We start from the raw sequence: 22,157 nt of genomic DNA, 5'->3' as shown, positions 1-22,157 counted from the left end.
GCGTTCATCTCGTACGACTTCAAGCACAAGCAGGGGCGAGACAAGAAGGGCAAGGTGGTGCGTGATGAGGAGACGAAGGATCTCCGGGTTTCGACTGCAGGCCGGACGGCGGCGCCCCTCATGACGATGGTGTACATGTCCCTTCTGGGATGGGCCAACGTCAACGGGGAGGCGGGTTGAGCCCAGCAACGGGCCATACGTTCGATGGGCGGCCGAAGTCGTCAAGCTCAGCTGCCGAGGCAGGCGAAGACGCTCGGGCAACCGCAGAACTGAGTGACGAACTGCGTGACAATCGCCGCGCACACCAACGGACGTCAGCGGATCTTCTCGAAGGCAGATGCCCTGCTTGGGGAGCTACACGGGAGGCTGTGAACGCCTGTTCCAGTTCCCTCGTAATGAAGGGGTGCAAGCAACCGGCGCTTGGCAGCAAAACGGCTCACGCTCACAGGGCCAGCGCGAGCCGTACAGCAGGATCCGAAGATCTACTCCTTGGTCGGGTCCAAGCCCGTCTGGCAGGAGCTCCACTCAGATGGGTCACCTAGCTTGACGTTGGTGCCACCAAGGCCGCGGTATCCGCTGGGGTCAGGGAGGCTACCGCGGTTCGGACGAGAGATCACTTGATGGATTCCCGCTTCCAGTCTCAGGCGTCGGTGTCTTTCGGGTGACGAGGTGAGGCGTAGACGACCCAGACGGTGCGAGTGGCGTCATCAATGGCATAGCGGACACGCCCGCCGCTGGTGACCTCGAATTCCCACTGCTCCAGATCCTGACCGTTATGACGGTGAGTCGCGAGGTCGCCGCGTAGGCGATGCTGACGCTCATGATCCGTCCGTGAGCGCGGATCGGCGCGCAGCGCCTCGAAACATCGGCGGGTGTTGCCCAGGGCGTGACGGCACAGTTCTTCCCATCCCCTGACCGCATCACTGGTACCGAACCGGATATCCCATCCGTCATCCGGAGGCGGGACCGTGACCCGGTCACCGCGCTTCGGACTCATGCTGAAACCTCTACCGGCCCGAAGTCGCCGCTTGTGGCCTTGCGAGCCTGGGCGTAGTGCGCGGGGTCGGCCTTGATCCGAGCGGTCGCCCGCCAGCCTGCGATGACTTCCTGTGTGGTGACATCGACATCAAGTTCCGCGGCATCGGAGAGTGCCTCCACCAGTTCAAGCGTGAAAGCACGCAGTTCGGCGGAGGTGAGGTGGCGGACCCAGGGGAAGACTTCGGGCATGGCGATGACCAGCGCGCGGGCGGTCGGATCGTGCTTGATGAGGGCGAGGAACAGACGGGATGCCGTAGCCAGTGTCTGCCCGCGCTGATCCTCACGGTCGGCGGCGGTCAGGTAGAAGTCCGGGGCATCGCGGTGGGTGACGCGTACTCGACCGAGGCGCGCGGCGCGTTCGGCGACGGCTCGGGGATTTCTCGACAGGTCCGAGAAGGTGACGGCGTCGGCGTTGCTGGTGCTCACCCTGCCATCGTAAGTCAGAACACATTCTGAAGTTGATGAACTGCGGGAAGGATCGCCATACGATCACATATCGGCAAGGAGGCCACGTCGAGCTGTCAGACGACTCTCAGCGCGAAGAACAGCTATGAATCGTGCAGCAAGCCTTGGGAGGCTGACCGCGATCAGATCCCAGCCCGTCCGACAAGGTCTCACCTGGACGGGTCACTTAGCTTGACGTTGGTGCCCACCAACGCGACGTAGCTGTCGGCGTAGGGAGATCAACCGGGTACCAGCGTGAATGCGGGGACATGCGCGGGCCGGACCACGGAGAAGTCCCTGGTGTCCAGAGTGAACACCTCGGCGATTCGAAGACGCTCGGCGACGGACCACCGAGGCATCCGCCGATCCGAGCGGAAGGTCTGAATAACGCTCCACCAGGTCGGCGATGCGGTCGAGATCATCGTCTGTGAGATCGACCAGGTCAAAGACCCCGGACTTCAGCGAGCGCAGGAATCCGGCCTCCACCTTGGCCCCGCCGATCTTGCCGAGCATGTAGGAGGCCTCACCGGCCACGAAAGCCAGAACGAGAAGCTCACGTCGTTCCCTGCGGAACTGGTTGAACACCTCGACACAGACACCGTGCCTGCGGTCATTTCGGATGGCAGCGGCAACGATGGGGCCGGTGTCAACGACGATCACACTTCGTGACCATACCCCTGGCGCAGGATCTCCTCAGCGTGTTCGGCGATGTCGTCCTGCTCAGCGGTCACTGACCCGAACCAGGCAGGCGGCCACTCCTGACCCGACTCGCCCTCACCGGAGTGGACGAGACGCAGGGTATGCGCGCGCACCTCATGAAGCTGGTCCGGCGTCAGCCGATCGACCAGCCGATGCATGTCCTCGTACTCTTCAGGAGCAGCGGTCATAGCCGGAGTCTACGCCAGCCGATCCGGAAAGCACCGATCTACCAGCACGCTTGCCCCGGAACGGTGCGTTCAGGTCCTGCCGCCCGGGAGGATCGGTTTCATCGACTCCTCGGATCGACGCGAAGGTGACGACGGAACCGCACAGACGACACGACTCACGCTCAGGAATCGGGCGCGAGCCGTACAGGCGAAACCTGGGTGGTTACTCCTCTGTGGAAACCAGACCCGTCTGGCAGGCGGCCCACTCAGACGGGTCACTTAGCTTGACGTTGGTGCCACCCAAGGCGTCCGGCCGGCATGGCTACGCCTGCCCGACGAGAAGATGACCATCCAGCGAACGAGCTGACCGCACGGGGCCATCCCCGCGTGCGCGGGGAGCACCTCATCCATCATGGGCCTACTTGAGTTAGCGCTCTTCACCGCACCTGACCTCCATCGGCTGGCGGGTGCGGTTTCCCGGCCGATCAACAGCTCAGTTTTCCGGCGATCGCTGGCCGAAGTCTTTGATGCCCACCCGCTTGGCCTGGACGAGCGGGTCGGAGACGTCCAGGTCGGTCACTGTCAGGCGAGGCGGTAGCAGGGGCGGGGGGAGAGCGGGGGTGAAGGTGAGCTTGATGCCGAGGATCCGTGCTTGCATTCTGGTCACGTACAAGATCACGTCCCCTGACATGGTCATGCTCGGCAGGTCCTGCCAGGTGGTTCCCCCGGGGTGGCGGAAGCGGTGCTTGCCCTTGCTGATCCGGACCTCGTCCATGAGCAGTTTCAGGTAACGCCGGGAGCCGTTCGCGGTGGGGCGGTCGACTACGCCGCCGAAGCGGGCCCCGCTCATGGTGAACGTGCCGGCGCTGAGCCCGGACTGCGCGGTGCCGGCGATGAGCCGTAGGTCGCCGTCGTCCTGGGTACGGATCACAGGCGCTCGTTCGCGCGCTCCGGCGGTCCGGTGATCGCGCACGGCGCGGAGGAAGTCCTGCGCACTGGTGATCGTCACGGCGGCGTCAGCACGCTCGCTGCGGCCGGGTGGGTACGCGGACGACGGTCGGGGATCGGGCTGGCGAGGGTCGCTGATCGCGTGTGGGCGAGAGTCATCGGGTGCTCCTCGTTCGTTACGGGAGGGCTCGTCGTCGGCGCCGAGCCGGCTCCAGAGCCGATCGGCGGGTACGGAGCCGCCGTACACGGCCACGACGACCGCCAGCGGCAACGCAGTGAAGGCCAGCAACCGCCCTGTTCCTGCGGCCAGGCCGTCGTCGCGGTCCCGACCGGCGCCAGCGGCCCGGTCCCGCTCCTGACGCCGGAGATCTGTGCGCAAGACCTCGCCGGGCAGCCAGGCGAACAGCAGTGCGCCGCCGACGATGCCGAGGATCATGCCCAGGCCGAAACCGCCGAAGTTGGAGGTGACGAAGGATGCCAGCGACAGCAGCATGGCCACGACGCCCAAGAACACCCGTTGCTTCGGCTGCAGCCAGCCCAGTACGCCGACGGCCACCAGCAGCAGGCCGATCAGCGAACCGGAGATTCCCGCGACACCCTGCTGGACGATGAGAGGGAGCGATGCGAGCGGCGCCAGCAGCAGGACGGTCCCACCGAGGATCACCCACAGACCACCCCAGAAAGGACGGCTGCGGCGCCACCGCAGGAAGCCGCGCGCGAGGGACCGCCGACGTCCGTGGTTTCCGTGCTCGGCCATGGGCTAGAAGCACTCGTGCTTGCCGCGCCGGAGACTCATCTTGAGCCCGGTGAGGGTGAACGTGCCGGCGTTGACCGCGTAGGCCGTCTGCTCCAGACGCGTGATCCGCACGGTGTCGGCCTGCTGGCCGAAGCCGCCGGACCGGCCGGTTTCACCGGTGGAGTTCTCCAAGGTGCCGGCGTCACGCCCGATCTGCATGTTCGTGAACTCGGCATCGCCGGTGAGCTGGGTCAGATCGATCACCAGGCTCCGCACCTTGACCGGTTGCGCGCCCTGGCCGGCCCTGACCACGAGGGTGACCTCGCCGACCGGCGTGTCCATGACCACCGACTGGCACAGGTTGGTGAGCGTCGCGTCGTCGATCACGGACATCGCGACCGGGTGCCGCTCACCGTCGGTGGTGGCGGCGACATCGCCGTACTGGGCGAAGCCCTTGCCTTGCAGCGAGTCCGCGGAGACCTTGAAGCGGTGTCCGGAGACCGCAAAGGAGGCGGCGATGCCGCCTTGCCCGGTCATGCCCACCAGGAGCACGGCCGCCAGAGCCGCCGGCAGGAGGGCGAGTACGAATCTCCTCCAGCCCGTGCGGCCGGACACGGGTGCGGCCGTCTTCTCGTCTGACATGGAACTCCTTCATTGACGAACCTCGTGTCAGCCATCGGTACGAGGCGGGGTGCGCAGGAACGAGCGGATAGTGGGGACGAGGTCGGCGTGGGCGTCTTCCAGCAGGTAGTGGCCTGCGCCGTGATACAGGCGAGTCCGGGCGGCGGGAAAACGCCGTCGCCATTCGCCCAGCACGGCGCGGTCGAAGACCGGGTCGCTCAGTCCCCAGGCGATCAGCATGGGCCGGTCGGCGAACTGCGCCAGCGACGTGCCGGTGCCCTGCAGAACAGGCCAGGAAGGGTCGCCGGGGCGCAACGGAATATCCTGGACGAAGCGTTGGATGGCCACGCGGTGCTCGGGCCGGTCGTAGGGGGCCAGGAACGCCGAGCGCACCGGAGCGGGCATCCGGCGCCGGACTCCCAGCGGACGCCAGGTGGCGCCGCGGGCGAAGAGGTTGTGGCGCAGGAACAGGCGGGTTCCCAGCCGGGTGTCGCGCAACACCCGGAACGGCAGCCGCAGCAGAGGACGTACGTGTTCGCCGTGCGGGTTGGGAAAGGCCGCGGTGTTCAGCAGGACCAGTCGGGCGACCCGGCCGGGGTGGCGGCAGGCCCAAGCCATGCCGATCGGCCCGCCCCAGTCGTGCAGTACGAGTGTCCACCCGTGTTCGGGGGCACCGCCGCCGGTGATGAGGTGTTCGATCAAGGCGTCCAGGTCGTCCACGCGGGCGGCCAGGTCGTAGGGGTAACGGTCGGCTCCCGGCTTGTCCGACAGGCCCATGCCGATGTGGTCGGGGGCGATGCAACGGAACTCCTCGCGCAGCGCGAGGATCGGCCGCCGCCACAGGTAACTCCAGGAAGGGTTCCCGTGCAGGAACAGCACCGGCTGTCCCGCCCCTTCGTCCAGGTAGTGCTGGCGCAGGCCGTCACGACGCGGGTGGGCGAACCACCGGGAGGTGAACGGGTAGTCCGGGAATTCGGTCACCGGGTGTTCTCCGCGGACAGGTGGGCGGTGAGCCGGGCCAGTCCTTCCGCCATGCTCACCTGGGGCTGGTAGCCGAGATCGCGACGGGCCGCGGAGATGTCGAACCAGTGCGCCGTCGAGGCTTGCTCCACCAGGAACATCAGCGGTGGCAGGTGCCGCGTCCACGGTAGCCGGCGCCCCTGCTCCAGCAGCCGGGCCGCCCGCAGGACCGGTCCGACCGGTGCCCGGCGTGTCACCGGAGGCAGCCCGGCGGCGCGCAGCAGCAGGTTGAGCCATTCCCCGAAACCGCAGGGCTGGCCCTGGGTGATGAAGTAGGCCCGGCCGGCCTGCGGTGAGCCGGGACGTAACCGGTCGAGAGCGAGCAGGTGGGCGTCGGCGGCGTTGTCGATGTAGACGGTGTCGATGGTCTTGTCGGTCTCGCCCAGCAGCCACAGCAGGCGGCGGTGTGCCACCAGCCTGGGCAGGAAGTGCGGATCTCCTGGCCCCCAGATGAGATGCGGACGCAACGCGACCGCCGTCACCCGCCCGGCCGCGGCACCGGCGAGGACGAGCCGTTCGGCTTCGGCCTTGGTCCGCGGATAGGCGGCGGGAAAACGGCGGGCGTAGGGCACGGACTCGTCCACTCCCTCCAGGTCCCGCCCGTCGTGGACGACACTCGGTGAGGACGTGTGGACCAGGCGTGCCCCGTGGCGCGCGCAGGCGTCCAGCACGTTCCGCGTTCCTGACACGTTGATCTCCTCGTAGTCCCGGTCCCGTCCATGTACGCCGGCCTTCGCGGCGCAGTGCACGACCGCCTCGCATGCGGCGACGGCGGCCAGCACCGCCGCGCGGTCGCGGACGTCGGCCAGGTGCTGGGTGACCCCGAGAGCCGCCAGCGCGGGGCTGTGGTGACGCTGAAGAGCGTGCACGGTGTCACCGCGGGCGGCCAGCCGCCGGCAGACGGCCTCTCCCAGGAAGCCGCCGCCCCCGGTCACCAGGACCCTCATCATCGGCCCGCCCGGACGCGTCGCGAGGCCCACAAGGCGAGCTCGTGCCGGCGGATCTTGCTGTTGTGCCGGGCGTCGACCGGGAACCCGGGGTGGAACAGCACCTCCCGAAGCTCGGCGGTGTGCGGATGGCGGGCCGCCACGTCCAGGATGTCGGCCTTCACGCGAGCGTTGTCCCGGGATCCCGATTCGCACTCCACGACCAGGACCGCACGCTGGGCGCCGGCGGGACCGGCGCCGACCAGTGCGGTGCGGCGGACCCCCGGCACGGCGGCGAAGACGGGTTCGACCTGGTCGGTGTACAGGTCGCCGCCGACAGTGCGGACCCGTTCTGATTTGCGTCCGGCGAACCAGAGCCTTCCCTGCTCGTCGAACCGGCCGACGTCACCCATCCGGTGCCAGATGCGGTCCCCATCGCCGATCCGGGCCAGCGCGGTAGCCTCCGGATCGTCCAGGTAGGGGTCGCTGACGGTAGGGGCGGCCACGGTGATCTCCCCAATGGTGCCGGGCGGCACGACCAGATCCTCACTCCACCGTTCGATGGGGTCATCGCTGACGGCGATGACGCGTACCTCGGTGCCCGGGAGTGGAGGACCCAGGCAGGTGCCCGCCCCGGCGGCGGTGGCTGCGGCGTGCTCGGCGAGCAGGCGGCTCTCGATCGCGGCCACCGGCATGCATTCGGTGGCGCCGTACACCGACAGCACCCGCGCGTCGTCGCGCAGGCAGCCGCGCAGGCGGTCCATCACCGGCATCGGCAGCGGCGCCCCGGCGGACACCACGTCGCCAAGCGTGTCCAGTACCAGATCATGGGCGGCGCAGTGACGCGCGAGCCGGTCCAGCAGCGCGGGAGCGGCGAACATCCCGGCCACGCGATACCGCTGGATGTCGGCGACCAGGGCGGCCGGGTCGGCCCGCACCGGATGCCGCGGGTCCATGTCCGGGATCACCACGGTCGCCCCGAACGCCGCCGCTCCCAGGGCGAACGGCGCGAACGTCGACAACACCGGCGTTCCCGGTTCCACCGTGCCCAGCGCGCCCAGCAGGTTGAGCTGCGCGGCCAGGTGCCGGTGACGCAGCGGCACGCCCTTGGGCGGGCCGGTGGATCCGGAGGTGTAGGCGATCAGCGCCAGGTCGTCGGGGCCGGCGGGGGGCCACCGCCCCGGCTCGCCGGGCCTAAGGCTGCGTCCCGGCTCGCCGGGCCGAAGTCCGCGTCCAGGCCCGCCTGACGGCCATGTCGAGCTGCGGGGTCGCCGCGAGGGGACCGTGATGGACACGCGGACGTCAGGGCTCCAGCCCAGCAGCCTCCTGGCCAGCTGCACGGCGGGAATCGCGATGAACGCCTCGGGCCCCGCCTGGCGCAGACAGCGCTTGATCGCGTCGAGCGGCAGCCCGGGATCGACCAGCACCGGTACCGCGCGGAGCCGTACCAGGGCGACGGCCAGCGCGCCCAGTTCCGGACCCGGCGGTACCAGCAGGCCGGTACGCATGCCCGGGCGGATCCCGGCCCTGGCGAGGGCCGCAACGGTACGGTCCACCGACCGCGACATCTGCCCGTAGGTGGTGGCCGCCGGGGTGCGGCCACCGACCTGGCAGGCGATCACGTCGGGCTGCTCGCGAAACCAGCGCTCGGCGCGGACGATCAGCTCGCTGGCCGGCTCGGCCGGGCCGGAGTCGCTCGGAGGGGTCGCCTGTGTGGTCACCGGATCACCACCGCACGACGACGATTCCGGCACTGGCCCCGCTGGCCAGGCCGACCAGGGCGACCAGGTCGCCGCGCCGTACCCGTCCCGAGCCGACCACCCGCGCCAGTTGCACGAGCAGCGTTGCCGCGACGAGGTTGCCGTGCTGGGCGATGGTGACGACGACCTTGCCCTGCGGTATGCGCACCTGGTCGCAGAACCACCACAGCGTCGCCAGCGATGCCTGGTGCACGCAGATGGCCGCGAAGTCGTCCCAGGTCAGCCCGAGATCGGCGAGGGGTTTGTGGAAGACGGCGTAGTCGATGTTCTCGATGCCGCGCACCAACTGGGCGGAGTCGACGATGAGCGGCCCGATGGTGGGCCGGCCCGCCCACGGGTCGGTGGTGAGGTTGTCCACCGCGGAGACCGCCGCCTGCCATCCGGCGGAGTACGCGGAGAACCGGTGGGCGAGCACCCCCGGTTCGGTGCCGGCCTCCAGCAGCAACGCGGCGCCGACGTCGGAGACGGTGTAGGACGCGGCGACGGTGATGTACTCCTCGGCGCTGGCCAGGGTCCACGGTGTGCCGGCGGTGGGCAATTCTCCGCAGCAGATGAGGACCCGCCGATGACGTCCGCCGGAGATCAGCGCGTCGGCCACCTGGATGGCGTTCAGCACGCTGTTGCAGGCGTTGCGTACGTCGAACACCGGGCAGCAGGCCCCGATCTTGGCGGCGACGACGTGTCCGGTGGCCGGCTCCACGGCGTCGGACGACACTCCTGCGTAGATGAGCAGATCGAGGTCGGCGGCCTGTAGGTCGTTGTCCTCCAGGACCCGGCGGGCGGCGTGCGCCGCCAGGTCGGACGGTTTCTCGTGGGGGAGGGCGATGTGCCGGCGCCGGACTCCGCTGTGGTCGTGGATCAGCCCTCGGGGCAGGTCCAGGGTGGGGTTGCGGTCGGCGAGCCGGTCTTCCAGCTCAGCCGTGCTCAGTGTGGTCTCTGGCAGGTGGGCGGCCACCCCGGCCATCCGGGTGTGCAGCTGGGTCAATGCAGACCTCTCTTCTGTGCCGGTCTTCTGCGCCGGGCCTGGACGGTCGGCGGTCGGGAGGGGGGACGGAAGGGGCCCGTGACCGCGGACGGTGCCGCGGGCGCGGGCCGCATCGTCGCTGGTTCAGGTCGGCTCTCCGGTACGGGGGCTCGCACCGGCGGGCTGCTGTTCGCCGCGCAGCCCGAGGCGGATGAGCATGCTGTGAGCGATGTCGGTGACGGTGCCGCCGCCGCGCATCAGCTCCATGGGCGGGATGTCGATGCCGAACTGGCTGCGGATGGAGGTCAGCAGTCCGGTGGCCATCAGGGAGTCCAGTCCGTACTCGTCCAGCCGCCGGTCGTCGGCGATCTGGTCGGCCGGGATGAGCAGGACGGTGGACAACAACCGGGTGATCTGCTCGGTGATGTACGCGTACTCCTGCTCGTAGCTCATCTCCGCCAGCAGCGACAGCAGGTCGGGCCCCTGCTGCTCCGTGCCGGGCGGCAGCACCAGGGACAGCCACGGACGCTGCAGGCTGGGCAGGACCTGCCGCAACCGGCCCCAGTCGCAGCGGCCCACCATGGCGACGTCGGCGTGCTCGCCGAGCATGGCCTCCACGGCGTCCAGCGCCCGGGCGGGAGGCATCGGCGGGATCCCGGCCTTGGCCAGTGCCTCTCCCTGCCTGCCTCGGGTCAGCACCCCGGTTTCCGCGAGCGCGCCCAGGCAGGCCGTCAGTCCGGGCAGGCCCTGCCGGCTCCGCTGCCGGGCCAGCGCCTCCAGGAACAGGTTCGCGGCGACGTACGACGTCTGACCGATGTTGCCTATGGTGGTGAGGGAGGAGTACATGACGAACAGGTCGAGGGGGCGATCCCGGGTCAGTTCGTCCAGCACCATCGCGCCGGCGACCTTGGGGTGCAGGACGGCTCGGATCCGGTCGTCGCCGAGGTCGGCGAGCAGGCCGTCGTCGAGGTGCATGGCCGCGTGTACGACGCCGCGCAGCGGGTGGCCGCCGGCGTCCAGGTCGTGCAGAATCCGCCGCATGGCGTCGCGGTCGGCCACGTCGGCCGCGTACGCGCGGACCTCCACCCCCGATCTCTCCAGTTCCTCCAGCAGAGCGGGAGCTTCGGGCGCCTCGGCGCCCCGGCGGCCGACCAGGGCCAGGTGGCGGGCACCCCGCCGGGCGAGGCGGCGAGCCGTCGCCACGCCGAACCCGCCCAGGCCGCCCGTGACCAGGTAGGTCCCCTCCGGTTCCAGGCGCGGCGCCATCTGCTGGGGCTGGACGGTGACCGGTTCGTCGCGCGGGTCGAAGGACACCACGACTTTTCCGATGTGCCGGGAATGGCGCATCATGGCGAAGGCGTCGGCGACGCGGGCGGCCGGATACACCGTGTGCGGCAGCGGCCGGAACCGCCGGGAGCGGTAGAGGGGCGCGGCCTGCGACGTGCTGTCCGCCATCAGCTCGGGCGCCTTCCACATGAGAGTGCCCACGTCCACGCCGTAGAACGCGATGTTGTCGGAGAACGGGCGCAGCAGCAGGGACCTGTTCTGGTAGATGTCCCGTTTGCCGAGCTCGATGAACCGGCCGCCGTGCCGCAGACATTCCACGCCCCGGGTGATGGCCTCACCGGCCAGCGAGTTGAGCACGATGTCCACTCCCTGGCCCCCGGTCAGTTCCTTGACCTGCTCGGCGAAATGCAGGCTGCGCGAGTCCAGGACGTGGTCGGCTCCCATCGCGAGTAGCAGGTCGCGTTTGGCGGCGGTGCCGGCGGTCGCGATCACGTGGGCTCCGTGGTACCGGGCGTACTGCAGCGCGGCCAGGCCGACCCCACCGGCGCCGCCGTGGACCAGGATCGTCTCACCCGCCTTGACACGTGCGCAGTACCCCAGCGAATGGTGCGCGGTGGAGAACGCCATCGGCATGGTGGCGGCTTCGGTGAAGGTCATCCCCTCGGGGAGGGTGACGGCCGCCCACGCCTTGACCCTCGCGTGACTGGCGAATCCGACGGGTCCCGCGGCCATGACCCGGTCACCGGGCTGCGTCCCGGTGACGGCGGCACCGACGGCGGTGACGATCCCGGCGCATTCCAGGCCCAGTTCGTGCCCGCCGAAGACCGCTTCGACGGCCTCAGTGGGCAGCAGGTTCACCGCGCGCATCACGTCGCGGTAGTTCAGCCCGATCGCCCGTACCTCGACCACGACCTCTTCAGGCCCGGGCTGCGGCATCGGGATCTCCTCCCAGGCCAGCGTGTACGACAGCCCGGGATCGCACACCTTGAGCCGGTAGGCGCTGCCCGAGCCGACGGGCAGGCTGCGGGCGTGCTCGCCTGACTCCAGCAGCCGCGGCACGAAACGTCCTCGGCGGGTGAGCAGGATCTCGTCCTCCTCACCCGGGGCGAGCAGTTCTGCCGCCAGGCGGCCGGCGTCCTGTGCGGCGTCACCGGTGGGGTGCAGGCAGAGCCGGCGTATCGCCAGCCGCGGCTGCTCGTTGCTCAGCGAGCGCATCGTCCCCCAGGTCGCCGCGTCCTCGGGGTGGAGCCGGACGTCGGTGAGGCGGGGTTCTGGCAGCGCGGCGCAGGGGCGGGCCACCAGCCACACCGTGGTCGCGACGTGCTTGGGCAGTTGCTCGCAGGCCAGCGCGATGGCCCGCAGCGCCGCGGCCCGCCGGGTGATCTGCTCGACGGTCGCCTTCGGATCCGTGTCGTCCGCTCCGCCCAGGATGACCGCGATGGTGACCGTCTGGGCGGTGGGTGGGAAGTGAGCAGTCCAGTGGTCGGGATCGTCGCTGAGCGGCGAGTGGAGCACGTCGCCGCCACGGGTTCGCAGCAGAGCCTGCAGCTCGGCGGTCAGAGCGTCGGTGCCGTCCTCACCGGCGAGGATCCACGTGCCGGCGGCGTCCGGTACGGGGTGCGCGGGGGCCGGAGCGCCCCCGGCGGTGGCCAGCATCACCGAGAAGTCGCCGGCCGCGAGTTCGTCGTCGTCGCCGGTCTGGACGACCTCGGTGTAGCCGGCCTCCGCCAGCACCTCCGGCCATCTTTCCCGGGACAGCAGCGGCGAGCGCGGGCGCAGGTGCTGGTCGGTGAAGTCCCAGAACTCCTCCTGCATGCCGAGGAACGGCAGCAGGGTCCCCACCCGGTGCGGTTCGGCGATGAGCAACTGGCCGCCGGGAACCAGGAGGGTGGACAGGTGGTGCAGCACGGCGGGCAGGTCACGGGCCAGGTGCAGGCTGTTCGCCGCGACCACGAGATCGAATCCGCCCGCGGTCAGTCCCTGCTCGACCGGGTCGGCGTCCAGGTCGAGGACGGCGTAATCGACGAAGTCGAAGCCGGCGAAGCGCTGCCGCAGCCGGGTCAACGCCGCCTCGTCGAGGTCGGTGACCAGGTAGCGGGTGCGGTCGGCGGGCAGGACGGGCAGCAGCATGGCGGTGGTGCCGCCCGTCCCCGCACCGGCTTCCAGGACACGCAGCGGCCGGTCGGCCGGCCATCGCCGGACGATCTGCTCGACGAGCGCCCGGGCGATCCGGTTGGTGAACAGGTTGACCGGCCCGACGTCGTGGAACTGCTCCATCAGCTCATGACCGCCGCCGGAGCCCAGGACGTCGGAGCTGGCACGCCGGCCTGCGAGCAGTTCGGGCAGACACCGGCCGGCCCGTACGGACAGGGCGCTCTGGGCGGCGAAGGCGGCTCCCCGGGTGAGGAGGTCCCGGTGCAGCTCGCGCGGGTCCGCACCCATCAACATCAGGCGAGGGCCGCCCTCGACCGGCCGCTCCAGCAGTCCGTGCTGTTCCAGCAGCGGCAGGGCCGCATGGAGCATCCGCCGGTGGTGCGCCCCTGGGCACGCCTCGATCAGTTCCTCGATGCCGATCGACCGCTCGGCGGTCAGCTCGCCGAGCGCGCCGGCCAGCGTGCGGGCGAAAACCTCTTCGAGCCGTGCCGCGTACCGCGGGTAGTCCAGCTCGTGCCACGCCGAGCGCAGCCGGTCGATCTGCTCGGCCGCGCCGGACAGGATCTGCCCGGGGCGGGGGGCCGGCCACGGCTCGGCGGGCGTGCCGGCCCGGGGCGCGGCCCGTAGCGCCATCTCGTAACGGGTGACCGGGGTGATGTGGACGCCGGGCATCCGGCGTAGCCGGCAGCCCTCCACTTCGGCGGCGATCCGGCCGTCGTTGTCTGCGACCACGATGTCCCAGCAGACCTCCTCGGCACTGCTGGAACGTTCCCGTACGTGCACCAGTCCCTGTGCTGCGGGCGTTCCCCACAGGCGGACGGAGCCGATCGCAGCGGGCATGTAGCCGCGGCCCGATCGCAGCGACTCCACCAGCCACAGCACGCCGGCCTGCAGCGCGCTGTCCAGCACCACCGGATGCATCTGGTAGCGCCCCTGCCCCTGCTCCGGGCACGAGTAGGCGCCCAGCACCTCCCGCTCGCCCATCCACAGCTCGGTCAGGACCTGGAACTCCGGCCCCCACACCATGTGTCCTTCGGCGGCCCGCGCGTAGTAGCCGGGCACGTCCACGCGCGCGCCGATGCGAGCGCGCAGCGCGGCCACGTCCAGCGGCGGCGGGATCTGGCGCAGCAGCGGCCGTACCCGGGCCCGGAAGTGCTCGCGGGGCTGCTCCGCCTGCCGGCCGGCACTGGCCACGGTGACCACCCCGGTCTCGGCGCAGAGCGACGTCTGCGCGTATACCGGATCGGCGGCGGCCTGTGACGGCACCACCATGGCCCGGCTGATGTCGACCCTGTCCACCTCCACCGCCTCGGCGGCGTCCGGCATGGCCAGCCGGGCTGCGGCGATGGCCATCTCTACGTATCCGGTGGCCGGCATGACGGCGGCGCCGCCGGCCCGGTGGTCGGCCACCCAGGGCACCCGTACCCGGTCGATCTCCCCCTGCCAGGTGGGGTCCAGCACCGGCATCCGCTGTCCCAGCAGCGGATGCTGGATCGTCGTGTCGATGTTGGTCTGCACCCAGGTGTGCGGGCCTCCGATCCAGTGCCGTTCGCGCTGCCAGGGGTAGGCCGGCAGCGACCGCACCGCGCCGGGGCGGGGGAAGTACCGATCCCAGTCGAGCCGCGCACCGGCCGCGACGAGTTCGGCGACCGCGCAGCGGACGCGCGCCGGGCCTGGCTCGTCCCGGCGCAAGGTGGTCACGACGGCCGCGCGTACCCGCGCGGTGCCGCTTATGCGGCGCAGGTACGAGCGCAGCACCGGATGCGGGCCGATCTCCAGCAGCACGTCGAAGCCGTCGCCGAGCACCCGCTCGACCGCCGCGGCGAACCGCACCCGCTCTCGGACGTTCCGCCACCAGTACGCCGCGTCCAGCTCCGGCCCCCGGACCAGGTCGCCTGTCACCGTGGACACCAGGGGGATACGCGCCGGGCAGGGCCGCAGCCCGGCGAGTCCCTCGGCCAGGGGCTGCCGCACCGGATCCATGGCGCCGCTGTGGAAGGCGTAGTCCAGGTCCAGCTCTCGGAAGAAGATCTCGCGCGAGGAGAGGTCCTCACCCAGTGACTTCAGCGATCCGTCCGGTCCGGCGATCGTGACGTCGCGGTCGGAGTTGACCGCCGCGACCTCCAGTTGCGGGTAGCCGGCCAGGATCTGCCTGGCCGCGGTCTCGGGCAGCCCGAGCGCGGCCATCCGGCCCTGCCCCCGGGTGACCGACTGCGCCATGCCGCGCTCGGAGATCACCTGCGCCGCCTGGGCCAGTGACAGGGCGCCGGCGGTGTAGGCGGCGGCGACCTCGCCCACGCTGTGGCCGAGCACCGCTCCTGGCCGTACGCCCGCCGCCTTGAGCATCTCCACCAGGCCGACCTGGACGGCGAACAGCAACGGCTGCGCCACTTCGGTCGCCGACAGCCGTGACTGGTCGGCAGGCAGGGACAGTTCCTTGAGCACCGACCAGCCGAGCCGATCGGACAGTTCGGCGTCGACCGCTTCCACGGCCGAGCGGAAGGTCTCGTCGGACAGCAGATCGGCGCCCATCCCGGCCCACTGCGAACCGTTGCCAGAGAACACGAACGCCACCCGCCCGTGCTCCACCGTCTCCGATTCCGCCACCGCCGTGTCCCCAGCTCCGAGCCGCCTGCCCGCACCGGACTCACCGGCGGGGCCGGTCGACTCCGGGGCGTCCGCCAGGCTCGCCAGCCCCCGCGCCGCCGCGGCGGCGGTATCGGCCAGCACCACGGCGCGATGCCGGTGGCCGCCGCGCCGCCGGGTCGCGGTGTAGGCCACGTGGTAGAAATCCCGTTCATCGAGTGACGTCAGGTGCGCGGCGGTCCGTTCCACGGCTTCCCGCAGCGCGGACCGGCTGCGCGCGGACACGACGACGGGCAGCGCTCCTGCGGGGGGTGCCGTCGGTCCGTTCCCGGCCGCCCTGGGGGCGGGCGGTGCGGCCAGCGCCACATGGGCGTTGGCGCCCCCGAACCCGAAGGAGTTGACTCCGGCCACGGGCCGCTCGCCTGCTTCGTCCAGCGGTCGCGGCTCGACGGTGACGCTCAGCCCCAGGGCGTCGAAGTCGATACGGGGGTTGAGCGTGGCGGCGTGCAACGAGGGCGGGATCATCCGGTGCCGGAGTATCAGCAGGGCCTTGAACAGCCCCGGCATGCCGGAGGCGGGCTCCAGGTGCCCCAGGTTGGATTTCACCGAGCCGATGGGCAGGACTCCGCGCGTGCGCTGGCTGCCCAGCGCCCGCCCCAGCGCCTGGCATTCGGCCGGATCACCGGCCTGGGTGCCGGTGCCGTGCGCCTCCACGTACACGATCTCGTCGGGGCTGATGCCCGCCGTGGTGTACACCTGCCGTAACAGGGCTTCCTGCGCTTCGGCGTTCGGCAACGCCAGCCCCATCGTGTGGCCGTCGTTGTTGGCGGCGGCGCCGACGATGACGCCGTGGATACGGTCCCCGTCGGCGATCGCGTCGGCCAGGCGCTTGAGCACCACCACACCGCCGCCCTCCGCGCGTACGAACCCGTCGGCGTCGGCGGAGAACGCCCGGCACCGGCCGGTCGGCGACAACATCGACGCCTGGCTGAAACCGATGAAGGGGCCCGGGCTGAGCAGCAGGTTGACCCCGCCGGCCAGCGCCACCCGGCTGGATCCCTCCGCAAGGGACCGCCAGGCCCGCTCCACGGCCGTCAACGACGAGGAACACGCGGTGTCGATGCTCATGCTCGGCCCGCGCAGGTCGAAGAAGTGCGACAGCCGGTTGGCCGCGATGGACAGGGTTGCCCCCGACATCGAGTACGGGCCCATGGCACCCGGCTCCAATGCCTGCATCGTGCCGTAGGCGGGATCTGAGATGCCGATGAACACTCCGGTGTCCGTGCCTGCCAGCACCGCCGGATCGATGCCCGCGTCGTCCAGGGCCTCGACCGCCATCTCCAGGAGTAACCGCTGCTGCGGGTCCATCGAAGCGGCCTCTTTGGGGGAGATGCCGAAGTAGGCGGCGTCGAAGGCGGTGAGGTCCTCGTCGAGGAAGCCTCCGGCCCGGGTGTAACTCCTGTTCAGCCTCGGCATGGTGTCGTCGACGAACCGATCGGCCTCGAACCTGCTCGGCGGGATCTGGCCGACCAGATCGGCGCCCTGCCTCAACGCCTGCCACAGCCCGTCCAGGTTCACGATCCCACCGGGCAGGCGGCATCCCACGCCCACCACCGCCGCCGCGTGCTCCGGCCATGCCTGCTCTACCATCGGGTCGTCCGCGCTCATGTCGCCCTTCCTGCTCAGGTCCACCACGACTGGGCACTTCGCTGGTCGGCTTGCTGTCTCGGCCAGGGTCCACCTAGCGCGCCTGGCGCAGGGCTAGGCGGGTCGGCCACTATGTCATCACAACTCCTCGTATATAAATAGGCACTCTATGTATTTATCCAAGAGAAGGATGTTATGCGAGGTAATGGGGGAAACCTGCGAGGACCGCCTGGCACACCGGCTCCACCAGCGCAATTCCAGCCGCTCAGCATGCCCTTCAGCTCATCGGCCTGCTTCTGTGCAGAGGATGGCCAACCGGGGAGGCTGGATGCGGCCTCACATGACGAGAGTCACGGCCTAACCGGTCATGCCCTGCGGCCAGGTCGGGCCGGGCATGCAACAAGGCTGCCGCGCTGCTTCCGGTGCTAATGACGGTCGGGTGGTCACGTCCCGCCCGGTCAGCTTGCCTCTGAGCATGATGGCTAAGGTCCTCCCTTGCTAACGGAAGTGCTAACAACGGCCCTGGACGATCATGGACGTAAGTGGACGGTGTCTCACCCCAGGATGGGCCTTGAGCAGGGGATCGTCACCCCAAGTGGACGACCCTGGACAATTGTGTTCTCACTCGTAATGAAGGGGTCAAGGGTTCGATTCCCTTAGGCGGCTCCACTAAAGAGGCCCTCTCGGACCACCCGGGAGGGCCTTTTTGTTGCCCGTACAGCAACCGGTACAGCAACGAGGCCCGCGTACGCGGGAACCGCAGTCAGCCGCTAAGGGACGTTCGAAGGCGAGAGACCCAGTCGCCCGGGAAGACCTGCTCAAGCCGCTCTCTGCTGATCTCTGAGATCGCCTCCTCCACCGGATTCGCATGGAGCCGAAGAGAACAAGGATTCCCCAAAGCTATTTGCTTGTAGAACGGCCTCGCGCCGGTCTGAATTATGGAACCCTGTGCCGTCTAACCGACAGGCCCGAGCAGGTTAGGCAGAGTTCCATGGGTCGAACTTATCCGAGACAGGACACCTAACCGCCGGATGCCCTAGGCTCGCGGAATGGAGGTGTTAGCCGCGCTCGGCGGCGTCGCCCTAATTACGCTGATCGTCACGCTGATTGTCGTGGGCGCGCGAGCCGAGCGGAAGCGCCAGGAACGGATCCGGCAATGGGCCGCGGGCCACGGCTGGACCGTCACGCAGCGGCCGACCGGCGACTGGGGCATAGGCCACGGCGCCGCAAAGCGGCCGGGGCCCAGCGACTGGGCGGCGCGGCTGCCAGGGAGGAACCGTCGCGGCGTCTCCCTACTGGTATCCGGTGTGGTCTCCGGCCGGCTCGTCGGCGTGGCCGAGTATTCATACGAGACGCGTTCGAGCAACTCCGACGGGTCGAGCAGCACAATGACGCACCGCTACATCGTCACTGCGGTGCGACTCGACGCGCAGTATCCGCCGATCACAGTCGTGCCCCGGGGTGCGTTATCGCGGCTGGGCCGGACGGTGTTCGGCAACAACGCTGCCTCTACCGGCCACAATGTCTTCGACCAGCAGTTCCGGGTGGACACCAGGAACCCAGCGCTGGCCCGGGCCCTGCTCAGCCCAGCATTGATCGCCGAGCATCTCGCCGGCCGGATACCGGCGTGGAGCCTGGCCGGCCCGGACCTCCTGGCCTGGCAGCCCGGCTGGATCAAAGACCCGGACCAGATCGCAACGCTGGTGACTCCGCTCATGCGGGTTGCCGAGTTACTGGGCCGCTGAGGGGTCAGCCTCCGCTCTGGCTGACCACCCGGCCCACCTGCCCGGGTGGGAGAGGTAGGCGGCCACCGGAGATCGGCCGTGTTTCGTGAAGCGAACACCGGCGTTTGCCATTTCGGTCCCTCATGACAGGGCATGGCCGGACGTCGGCAGGCCTGTGCGGGCACCACCCGAGGAACCAAAAACCCGCAGATCGGCCTCCTCACAGGATCACGAAATCGTTCCCCGATTCGTCGTCGAGGTAAATTACGGCAAGCTGGCCCTCCTCTTTTCGAAGAACCCTTTCTCCGGTAACGCCAAACTAAGCCGGACTCATCACGAAAGCGAGTCTGAAAAGACTGGCGGAGTGGGTCCTGACAGCGCACCATGGACAGCACCGCGGGTGCCAGAGGAGACGGCGTGGCGATGTCATCAGATGATCCCCGGTTAATCGTCATCCACCCGTCACAGCTTGCGGGGACGGTGCTTCCCGTGGGTCCGGACGTTGGTCGCTCGGCCGAGGGCACGCCGCCGATCTACGACTTGACGACCCTCATCTCAGTTCCCTTCACGCCGCGCTGAGCCAGACGGGCGGCCAGCAGGGCACGTTCCTCGCGGCGGGAGAGCCCAGTGAGTGGGCCGCGTCGCTGGTGACGCGGCTCCAGGCTCTCGGCCTGCCGTCCGAGGCGGCCGAGGCAGAGGCCGTAAAGACCGAACCGGACCGCGCGCGACCCGATCGCCAGAGCATCGCCACCCGCCTGACCCGGCTGGCCGAGGCCCTGAACTCGGCGGGGGCGATCGCCGCGGCGGGAGAGTCCTTGCGCGGGCCACTGATGGCTCTGGCGGGCTGGCTGGGGGCGCTCGGAGCTCCCATCATCCGCATGCTCACGGGCTGAGCCGGACAGGAGAACGCTCTCCTGAGGCTGCCCTCCTGATCCTCGTTGGTGACATCGATCAGAGTCAGCCCAGACCGGAAAGAGCTCAGAAACGCCGCCTCCGCCTTGCTTCCCTGCCGTTTCTCGATGAGCTGGCAGACTTCCGTGACGACCGTCGCGGGAACGAGAAGCGGGCCCGGCTGGCTCCGTAGGAGCTTGGCGCAGGATTCGTGGTACTTGTCCCGGATGTTGACCGCAGCGACCAAGGGCCCTGAATCAACGACGATCACAAAGAGTGATTGCCCTCCGAGCGCAAGATCTCTTCAGAGCGTTCCGCGAAATCCGGCTCAGCCTCCAGCATCCCGATGAACGGCAGATCACGAATGATGGGCTGTTCGCCGAGCTGGTCTCGCACAAGACGGAGCAGAGGCGCCACCTTCTCCTCGGGCAGGCGGTCCACCAGGTGGTGCAGCTCTTCGCGCATCACGCTCATACACCGAGTGTAACCAGACATGACCCAGCGCACGGGCTTCAAGCAGCCGGAGCCCGCGGCGTCAGACGAACCTCGACATCCGCGTCCAGAGCCCGTGCCAGGCGTTCCAGCACCGGCAACGTGGGAATGGTCCCGCCCGCTTCGAATCGCGCCACCGCCGACTGTGTCATGCCGGCCTCACGGGCCAAGTCGTTCTGACTCCAACCCCGCCCCTCACGCATCGCCCGGACCGTCTTGCCCAGCTCGTAGGCAAGGCGTGCGGCTTCATAGGCCTCGGCTGCGCCAGGCTCGGTCATCCGGCGCTCTCGGATCTCCCGCCAACTCTCCCGCTCGCTCATACCGCTTCTTCTTCCTCGTCGACGGTGTGCGCCAACTCGACACAGCGACGCATGGCCCGCCGAGCCCGCTCGATCTCCCGATCATCGCGCGTCCGCGTCTTGTGGAACACCGTCAAGAGCACGATCCGACGCCCAGGTGCGATCCAATAGGTGATGCGCATGGCGAACTCGTCGAGGTGGAACCGGAGCTCACGCAGCTTGCCGTCGAGCTGCTTGGTGTAGGGCTCCCCCAGCAGAGGGCCCTCCGCCCCGAGCAGATCGACATAGAAGGCCACCCTCGCGAACGACGCCGCAGGCAGATCTTCAAGCCACTGCCGGACCTCTGGTTCCAGCTCTACGATACCCCAGCTCATAGCGTTGATGCTATGAGCTGAAGCCGTATCACATCTGACATTCATCTGAACACGTTGAGCGACCGTATTCCACTCACTCACGGCGAGGCTCATCCCACAGGTGGGCGCGTCCGTGGGAACGGAATGTGCGAGCGCTACTCCGAGGTCGTCAGCCCCGTCGGACAGGACCACTCAGATGGGTCACCCAGCTTGACGTTGATGCCCACAGACACCGTGCCTGCGGTCATTCACCCGCCGCGTGTTCATCGGACGTTCAGCTCCAGCAGATCGACGGCGGCGCCGAGGACCTCCAGGACGCCGATCTCCAGCAGGCCCTCATCGGGCGAACTCCCCCGGGGGTCGCCGGACCGCCCGGCCCACAGGGTCACGTGCGGCCCGTGGGACGGTCCCCGCAGAGCCGGCGAGACGGGCCCGAACAGCACCACGGAAGGGGTGGCGAACGCGGTGGCGAGGTGGGCCACTCCAGTGTCGCCGCAGATGACCAGCCGGGCCCGCGCGACCAGTGCGGCCAGCTCGCGCAGACCGGTGCGCCCGGCGAGCACGCACGCCTCCGGCAGGCAGGCAAGGGAGGCCACCCGCTCGGCGAGCGCCCGCTCCTCCGCACTCCCCGTGATCGCCACCTCGTGACCGGCCTGCCGCAGCGCGACGGCCAGCAGTGCGAACCGCTCCGGTGGCCAGCGCCTGGCCCGGTCGGCCGCTCCGGGGTGGACGACGATCGGCGCGGGCCGCCCGGACAGGGGAATCTTCAGCCCTAGGTCGGCCGGGTCGGCCGCGATGCCGTACCAGCCGAGAAGGTCGCACCAGCGCTGGACCACGTGCGCCCCGCCCCGCCACGACGGCCCCCGCACGTCCGGGAAGCCGGGATGCGCGTGGGTGAGCAGCAGTCCCGGGCCGGTGCGGCGCAGCGCGCCGAGGCTCCACGGGCCCCCGCCGTACAGGTTGACCGCGATGTCGGGGCGCGGACCCAGCGGGATCGGCCCCGGTCCCGGCACGTCGAGCAGCTCGTCCACCGCGCCGATCAGCGGCACCAGATCGGACAGCGAGGCCGGCGCGGCCAGCACGATCCGGTGGTCGGGATGGGCCCGCCGCAGGGCGCGCAGGGCGGGGACCGCCGCGAGCAGGCCACCGAGGCCGCGCCCGCGCAGCACCATCATGACCGGCGCCTCTCCGGCCGTCCGCCCGCCGGAGGTCATGACAGGTCCATCACGAGCACCGCCGCCGGGTCATGGAAGATCGCGTTCATCCCGAGAAATCTCATGGACTCGCCTCTCGTGTGTAACTGGTTAACTACCGAACGCAGCGGCTCATAAAACGAGAGGAAGGGGAAATTCCCGGTAAGAGATCTAAATATAACTACATATCACTCTCTGTAGTTTTTCG

At 69.5% G+C, this 22,157-nt stretch carries 17 protein-coding genes and 1 pseudogene; 2 read left to right on the top strand and 16 right to left on the bottom strand.

What is annotated here, in order from left to right; genetic code table 11:
- Positions 1–640: 640 nt before the first annotated feature.
- From ACIN94_RS05525 to ACIN94_RS05475, 11 genes are all read right to left on the bottom strand, one after another.
- Positions 641–997 (bottom strand): hypothetical protein, encoded by a 357-nt coding sequence (locus ACIN94_RS05525; RefSeq protein WP_400700101.1) that lies wholly within the window; start codon positions 995–997, stop codon positions 641–643.
- Positions 994–1,464, bottom strand: a complete 471-nt coding sequence (locus ACIN94_RS05520; RefSeq protein WP_350955391.1) for a hypothetical protein — start codon at positions 1,462–1,464, stop codon at positions 994–996. Before ACIN94_RS05520 ends, ACIN94_RS05525 begins: the two co-directional genes overlap by 4 nt.
- 201 nt (positions 1,465–1,665) lie before the next feature.
- A complete protein-coding gene (locus ACIN94_RS05515; protein ID WP_400700099.1) occupies positions 1,666–2,142 on the bottom strand; it encodes a type II toxin-antitoxin system VapC family toxin in 477 nt (158 codons plus the stop codon).
- The gene (locus ACIN94_RS05510; RefSeq protein WP_400700097.1) at positions 2,139–2,369 is read right to left on the bottom strand and encodes a hypothetical protein; all 231 of its coding nucleotides are present in this window, start codon (positions 2,367–2,369) and stop codon (positions 2,139–2,141) included. The genes ACIN94_RS05515 and ACIN94_RS05510 overlap by 4 nt, the downstream gene beginning before the upstream one ends.
- Positions 2,370–2,841: 472 nt before the next feature.
- Positions 2,842–4,053 (bottom strand): DUF6114 domain-containing protein, encoded by a 1,212-nt coding sequence (locus ACIN94_RS05505; RefSeq protein WP_400700095.1) that lies wholly within the window; start codon positions 4,051–4,053, stop codon positions 2,842–2,844.
- A gap of 3 nt (positions 4,054–4,056) precedes the next feature.
- Positions 4,057–4,674, bottom strand: coding sequence for a DUF6230 family protein (locus ACIN94_RS05500; protein ID WP_400700093.1), 618 nt, complete (start codon positions 4,672–4,674; stop codon positions 4,057–4,059).
- Positions 4,675–4,701: 27 nt separating this feature from the next.
- Positions 4,702–5,634: an alpha/beta fold hydrolase gene (locus ACIN94_RS05495; protein ID WP_400700091.1), complete on the bottom strand. Its 933-nt coding sequence runs from the start codon at positions 5,632–5,634 to the stop codon at positions 4,702–4,704.
- Entirely contained in the window at positions 5,631–6,623 is a 993-nt protein-coding gene (locus ACIN94_RS05490; protein ID WP_400700089.1) for an NAD-dependent epimerase/dehydratase family protein, read from the bottom strand. The genes ACIN94_RS05495 and ACIN94_RS05490 overlap by 4 nt, the downstream gene beginning before the upstream one ends.
- Positions 6,620–8,320 (bottom strand): fatty acid CoA ligase family protein, encoded by a 1,701-nt coding sequence (locus ACIN94_RS05485; RefSeq protein ID WP_400700087.1) that lies wholly within the window; start codon positions 8,318–8,320, stop codon positions 6,620–6,622. The genes ACIN94_RS05490 and ACIN94_RS05485 overlap by 4 nt, the downstream gene beginning before the upstream one ends.
- A gap of 4 nt (positions 8,321–8,324) precedes the next feature.
- Positions 8,325–9,344, bottom strand: a complete 1,020-nt coding sequence (locus ACIN94_RS05480; protein WP_400700085.1) for a 3-oxoacyl-ACP synthase III family protein — start codon at positions 9,342–9,344, stop codon at positions 8,325–8,327.
- A gap of 123 nt (positions 9,345–9,467) precedes the next feature.
- Positions 9,468–17,018 (bottom strand): SDR family NAD(P)-dependent oxidoreductase, encoded by a 7,551-nt coding sequence (locus tag ACIN94_RS05475; RefSeq protein ID WP_400700083.1) that lies wholly within the window; start codon positions 17,016–17,018, stop codon positions 9,468–9,470.
- A gap of 1,028 nt (positions 17,019–18,046) precedes the next feature.
- Here ACIN94_RS05475 and ACIN94_RS05470 point away from each other — a divergent pair.
- Both ACIN94_RS05470 and ACIN94_RS05465 read left to right on the top strand, forming a co-directional pair.
- The gene (locus ACIN94_RS05470) at positions 18,047–18,742 is read left to right on the top strand and encodes a hypothetical protein (RefSeq protein WP_400700081.1); all 696 of its coding nucleotides are present in this window, start codon (positions 18,047–18,049) and stop codon (positions 18,740–18,742) included.
- A 626-nt stretch (positions 18,743–19,368) separates the two neighbouring features.
- Entirely contained in the window at positions 19,369–19,614 is a 246-nt protein-coding gene (locus ACIN94_RS05465; protein WP_400701723.1) for a hypothetical protein, read from the top strand.
- A gap of 44 nt (positions 19,615–19,658) precedes the next feature.
- Here the strand turns inward: ACIN94_RS05465 and ACIN94_RS05460 are convergent.
- The 5 genes and pseudogenes from ACIN94_RS05460 to ACIN94_RS05440 all read right to left on the bottom strand — a co-directional run.
- A pseudogene (locus ACIN94_RS05460) lies at positions 19,659–19,883 on the bottom strand (type II toxin-antitoxin system VapC family toxin); the annotation flags it as partial.
- Positions 19,880–20,086 (bottom strand): hypothetical protein, encoded by a 207-nt coding sequence (locus tag ACIN94_RS05455; RefSeq protein ID WP_400700079.1) that lies wholly within the window; start codon positions 20,084–20,086, stop codon positions 19,880–19,882. The gene ACIN94_RS05455 and the pseudogene ACIN94_RS05460, both read right to left, overlap by 4 nt.
- A 38-nt stretch (positions 20,087–20,124) precedes the next feature.
- Positions 20,125–20,424 (bottom strand): helix-turn-helix domain-containing protein, encoded by a 300-nt coding sequence (locus ACIN94_RS05450; RefSeq protein WP_400700077.1) that lies wholly within the window; start codon positions 20,422–20,424, stop codon positions 20,125–20,127.
- A complete protein-coding gene (locus tag ACIN94_RS05445) occupies positions 20,421–20,777 on the bottom strand; it encodes a type II toxin-antitoxin system RelE/ParE family toxin (protein WP_400700075.1) in 357 nt (118 codons plus the stop codon). Before ACIN94_RS05445 ends, ACIN94_RS05450 begins: the two co-directional genes overlap by 4 nt.
- 242 nt (positions 20,778–21,019) lie before the next feature.
- Positions 21,020–21,970: a glycosyltransferase family 9 protein gene (locus ACIN94_RS05440; RefSeq protein WP_400700073.1), complete on the bottom strand. Its 951-nt coding sequence runs from the start codon at positions 21,968–21,970 to the stop codon at positions 21,020–21,022.
- Positions 21,971–22,157 lie beyond the last annotated feature (187 nt).

This window comes from Streptosporangium sp. NPDC087985, assembly GCF_044741965.1.
Classification (GTDB): domain Bacteria; phylum Actinomycetota; class Actinomycetes; order Streptosporangiales; family Streptosporangiaceae; genus Streptosporangium.
Note: the sequence above shows the minus strand (reverse complement) of the source record. Positions and strands in the feature narration are given on the sequence as shown.

What these genes read in the sequence shown, in the direction of transcription:
- ACIN94_RS05525 (WP_400700101.1), bottom strand. Translation starts at nt 997, where the DNA reads ATGAGTCCGAAGCGCGGTGACCGGGTCACGGTCCCGCCTCCGGATGAC.
- ACIN94_RS05510 (WP_400700097.1), bottom strand. Translation starts at nt 2,369, where the DNA reads ATGACCGCTGCTCCTGAAGAGTACGAGGACATGCATCGGCTGGTCGAT.
- ACIN94_RS05505 (WP_400700095.1), bottom strand. Translation starts at nt 4,053, where the DNA reads ATGGCCGAGCACGGAAACCACGGACGTCGGCGGTCCCTCGCGCGCGGC.
- ACIN94_RS05500 (WP_400700093.1), bottom strand. Translation starts at nt 4,674, where the DNA reads ATGTCAGACGAGAAGACGGCCGCACCCGTGTCCGGCCGCACGGGCTGG.
- ACIN94_RS05490 (WP_400700089.1), bottom strand. Translation starts at nt 6,623, where the DNA reads ATGATGAGGGTCCTGGTGACCGGGGGCGGCGGCTTCCTGGGAGAGGCC.
- ACIN94_RS05475 (WP_400700083.1), bottom strand. Translation starts at nt 17,018, where the DNA reads ATGAGCGCGGACGACCCGATGGTAGAGCAGGCATGGCCGGAGCACGCG.
- ACIN94_RS05470 (WP_400700081.1), top strand. Translation starts at nt 18,047, where the DNA reads ATGGAGGTGTTAGCCGCGCTCGGCGGCGTCGCCCTAATTACGCTGATC.
- ACIN94_RS05455 (WP_400700079.1), bottom strand. Translation starts at nt 20,086, where the DNA reads ATGAGCGTGATGCGCGAAGAGCTGCACCACCTGGTGGACCGCCTGCCC.
- ACIN94_RS05450 (WP_400700077.1), bottom strand. Translation starts at nt 20,424, where the DNA reads ATGAGCGAGCGGGAGAGTTGGCGGGAGATCCGAGAGCGCCGGATGACC.
- ACIN94_RS05445 (WP_400700075.1), bottom strand. Translation starts at nt 20,777, where the DNA reads ATGAGCTGGGGTATCGTAGAGCTGGAACCAGAGGTCCGGCAGTGGCTT.
- ACIN94_RS05440 (WP_400700073.1), bottom strand. Translation starts at nt 21,970, where the DNA reads ATGACCTCCGGCGGGCGGACGGCCGGAGAGGCGCCGGTCATGATGGTG.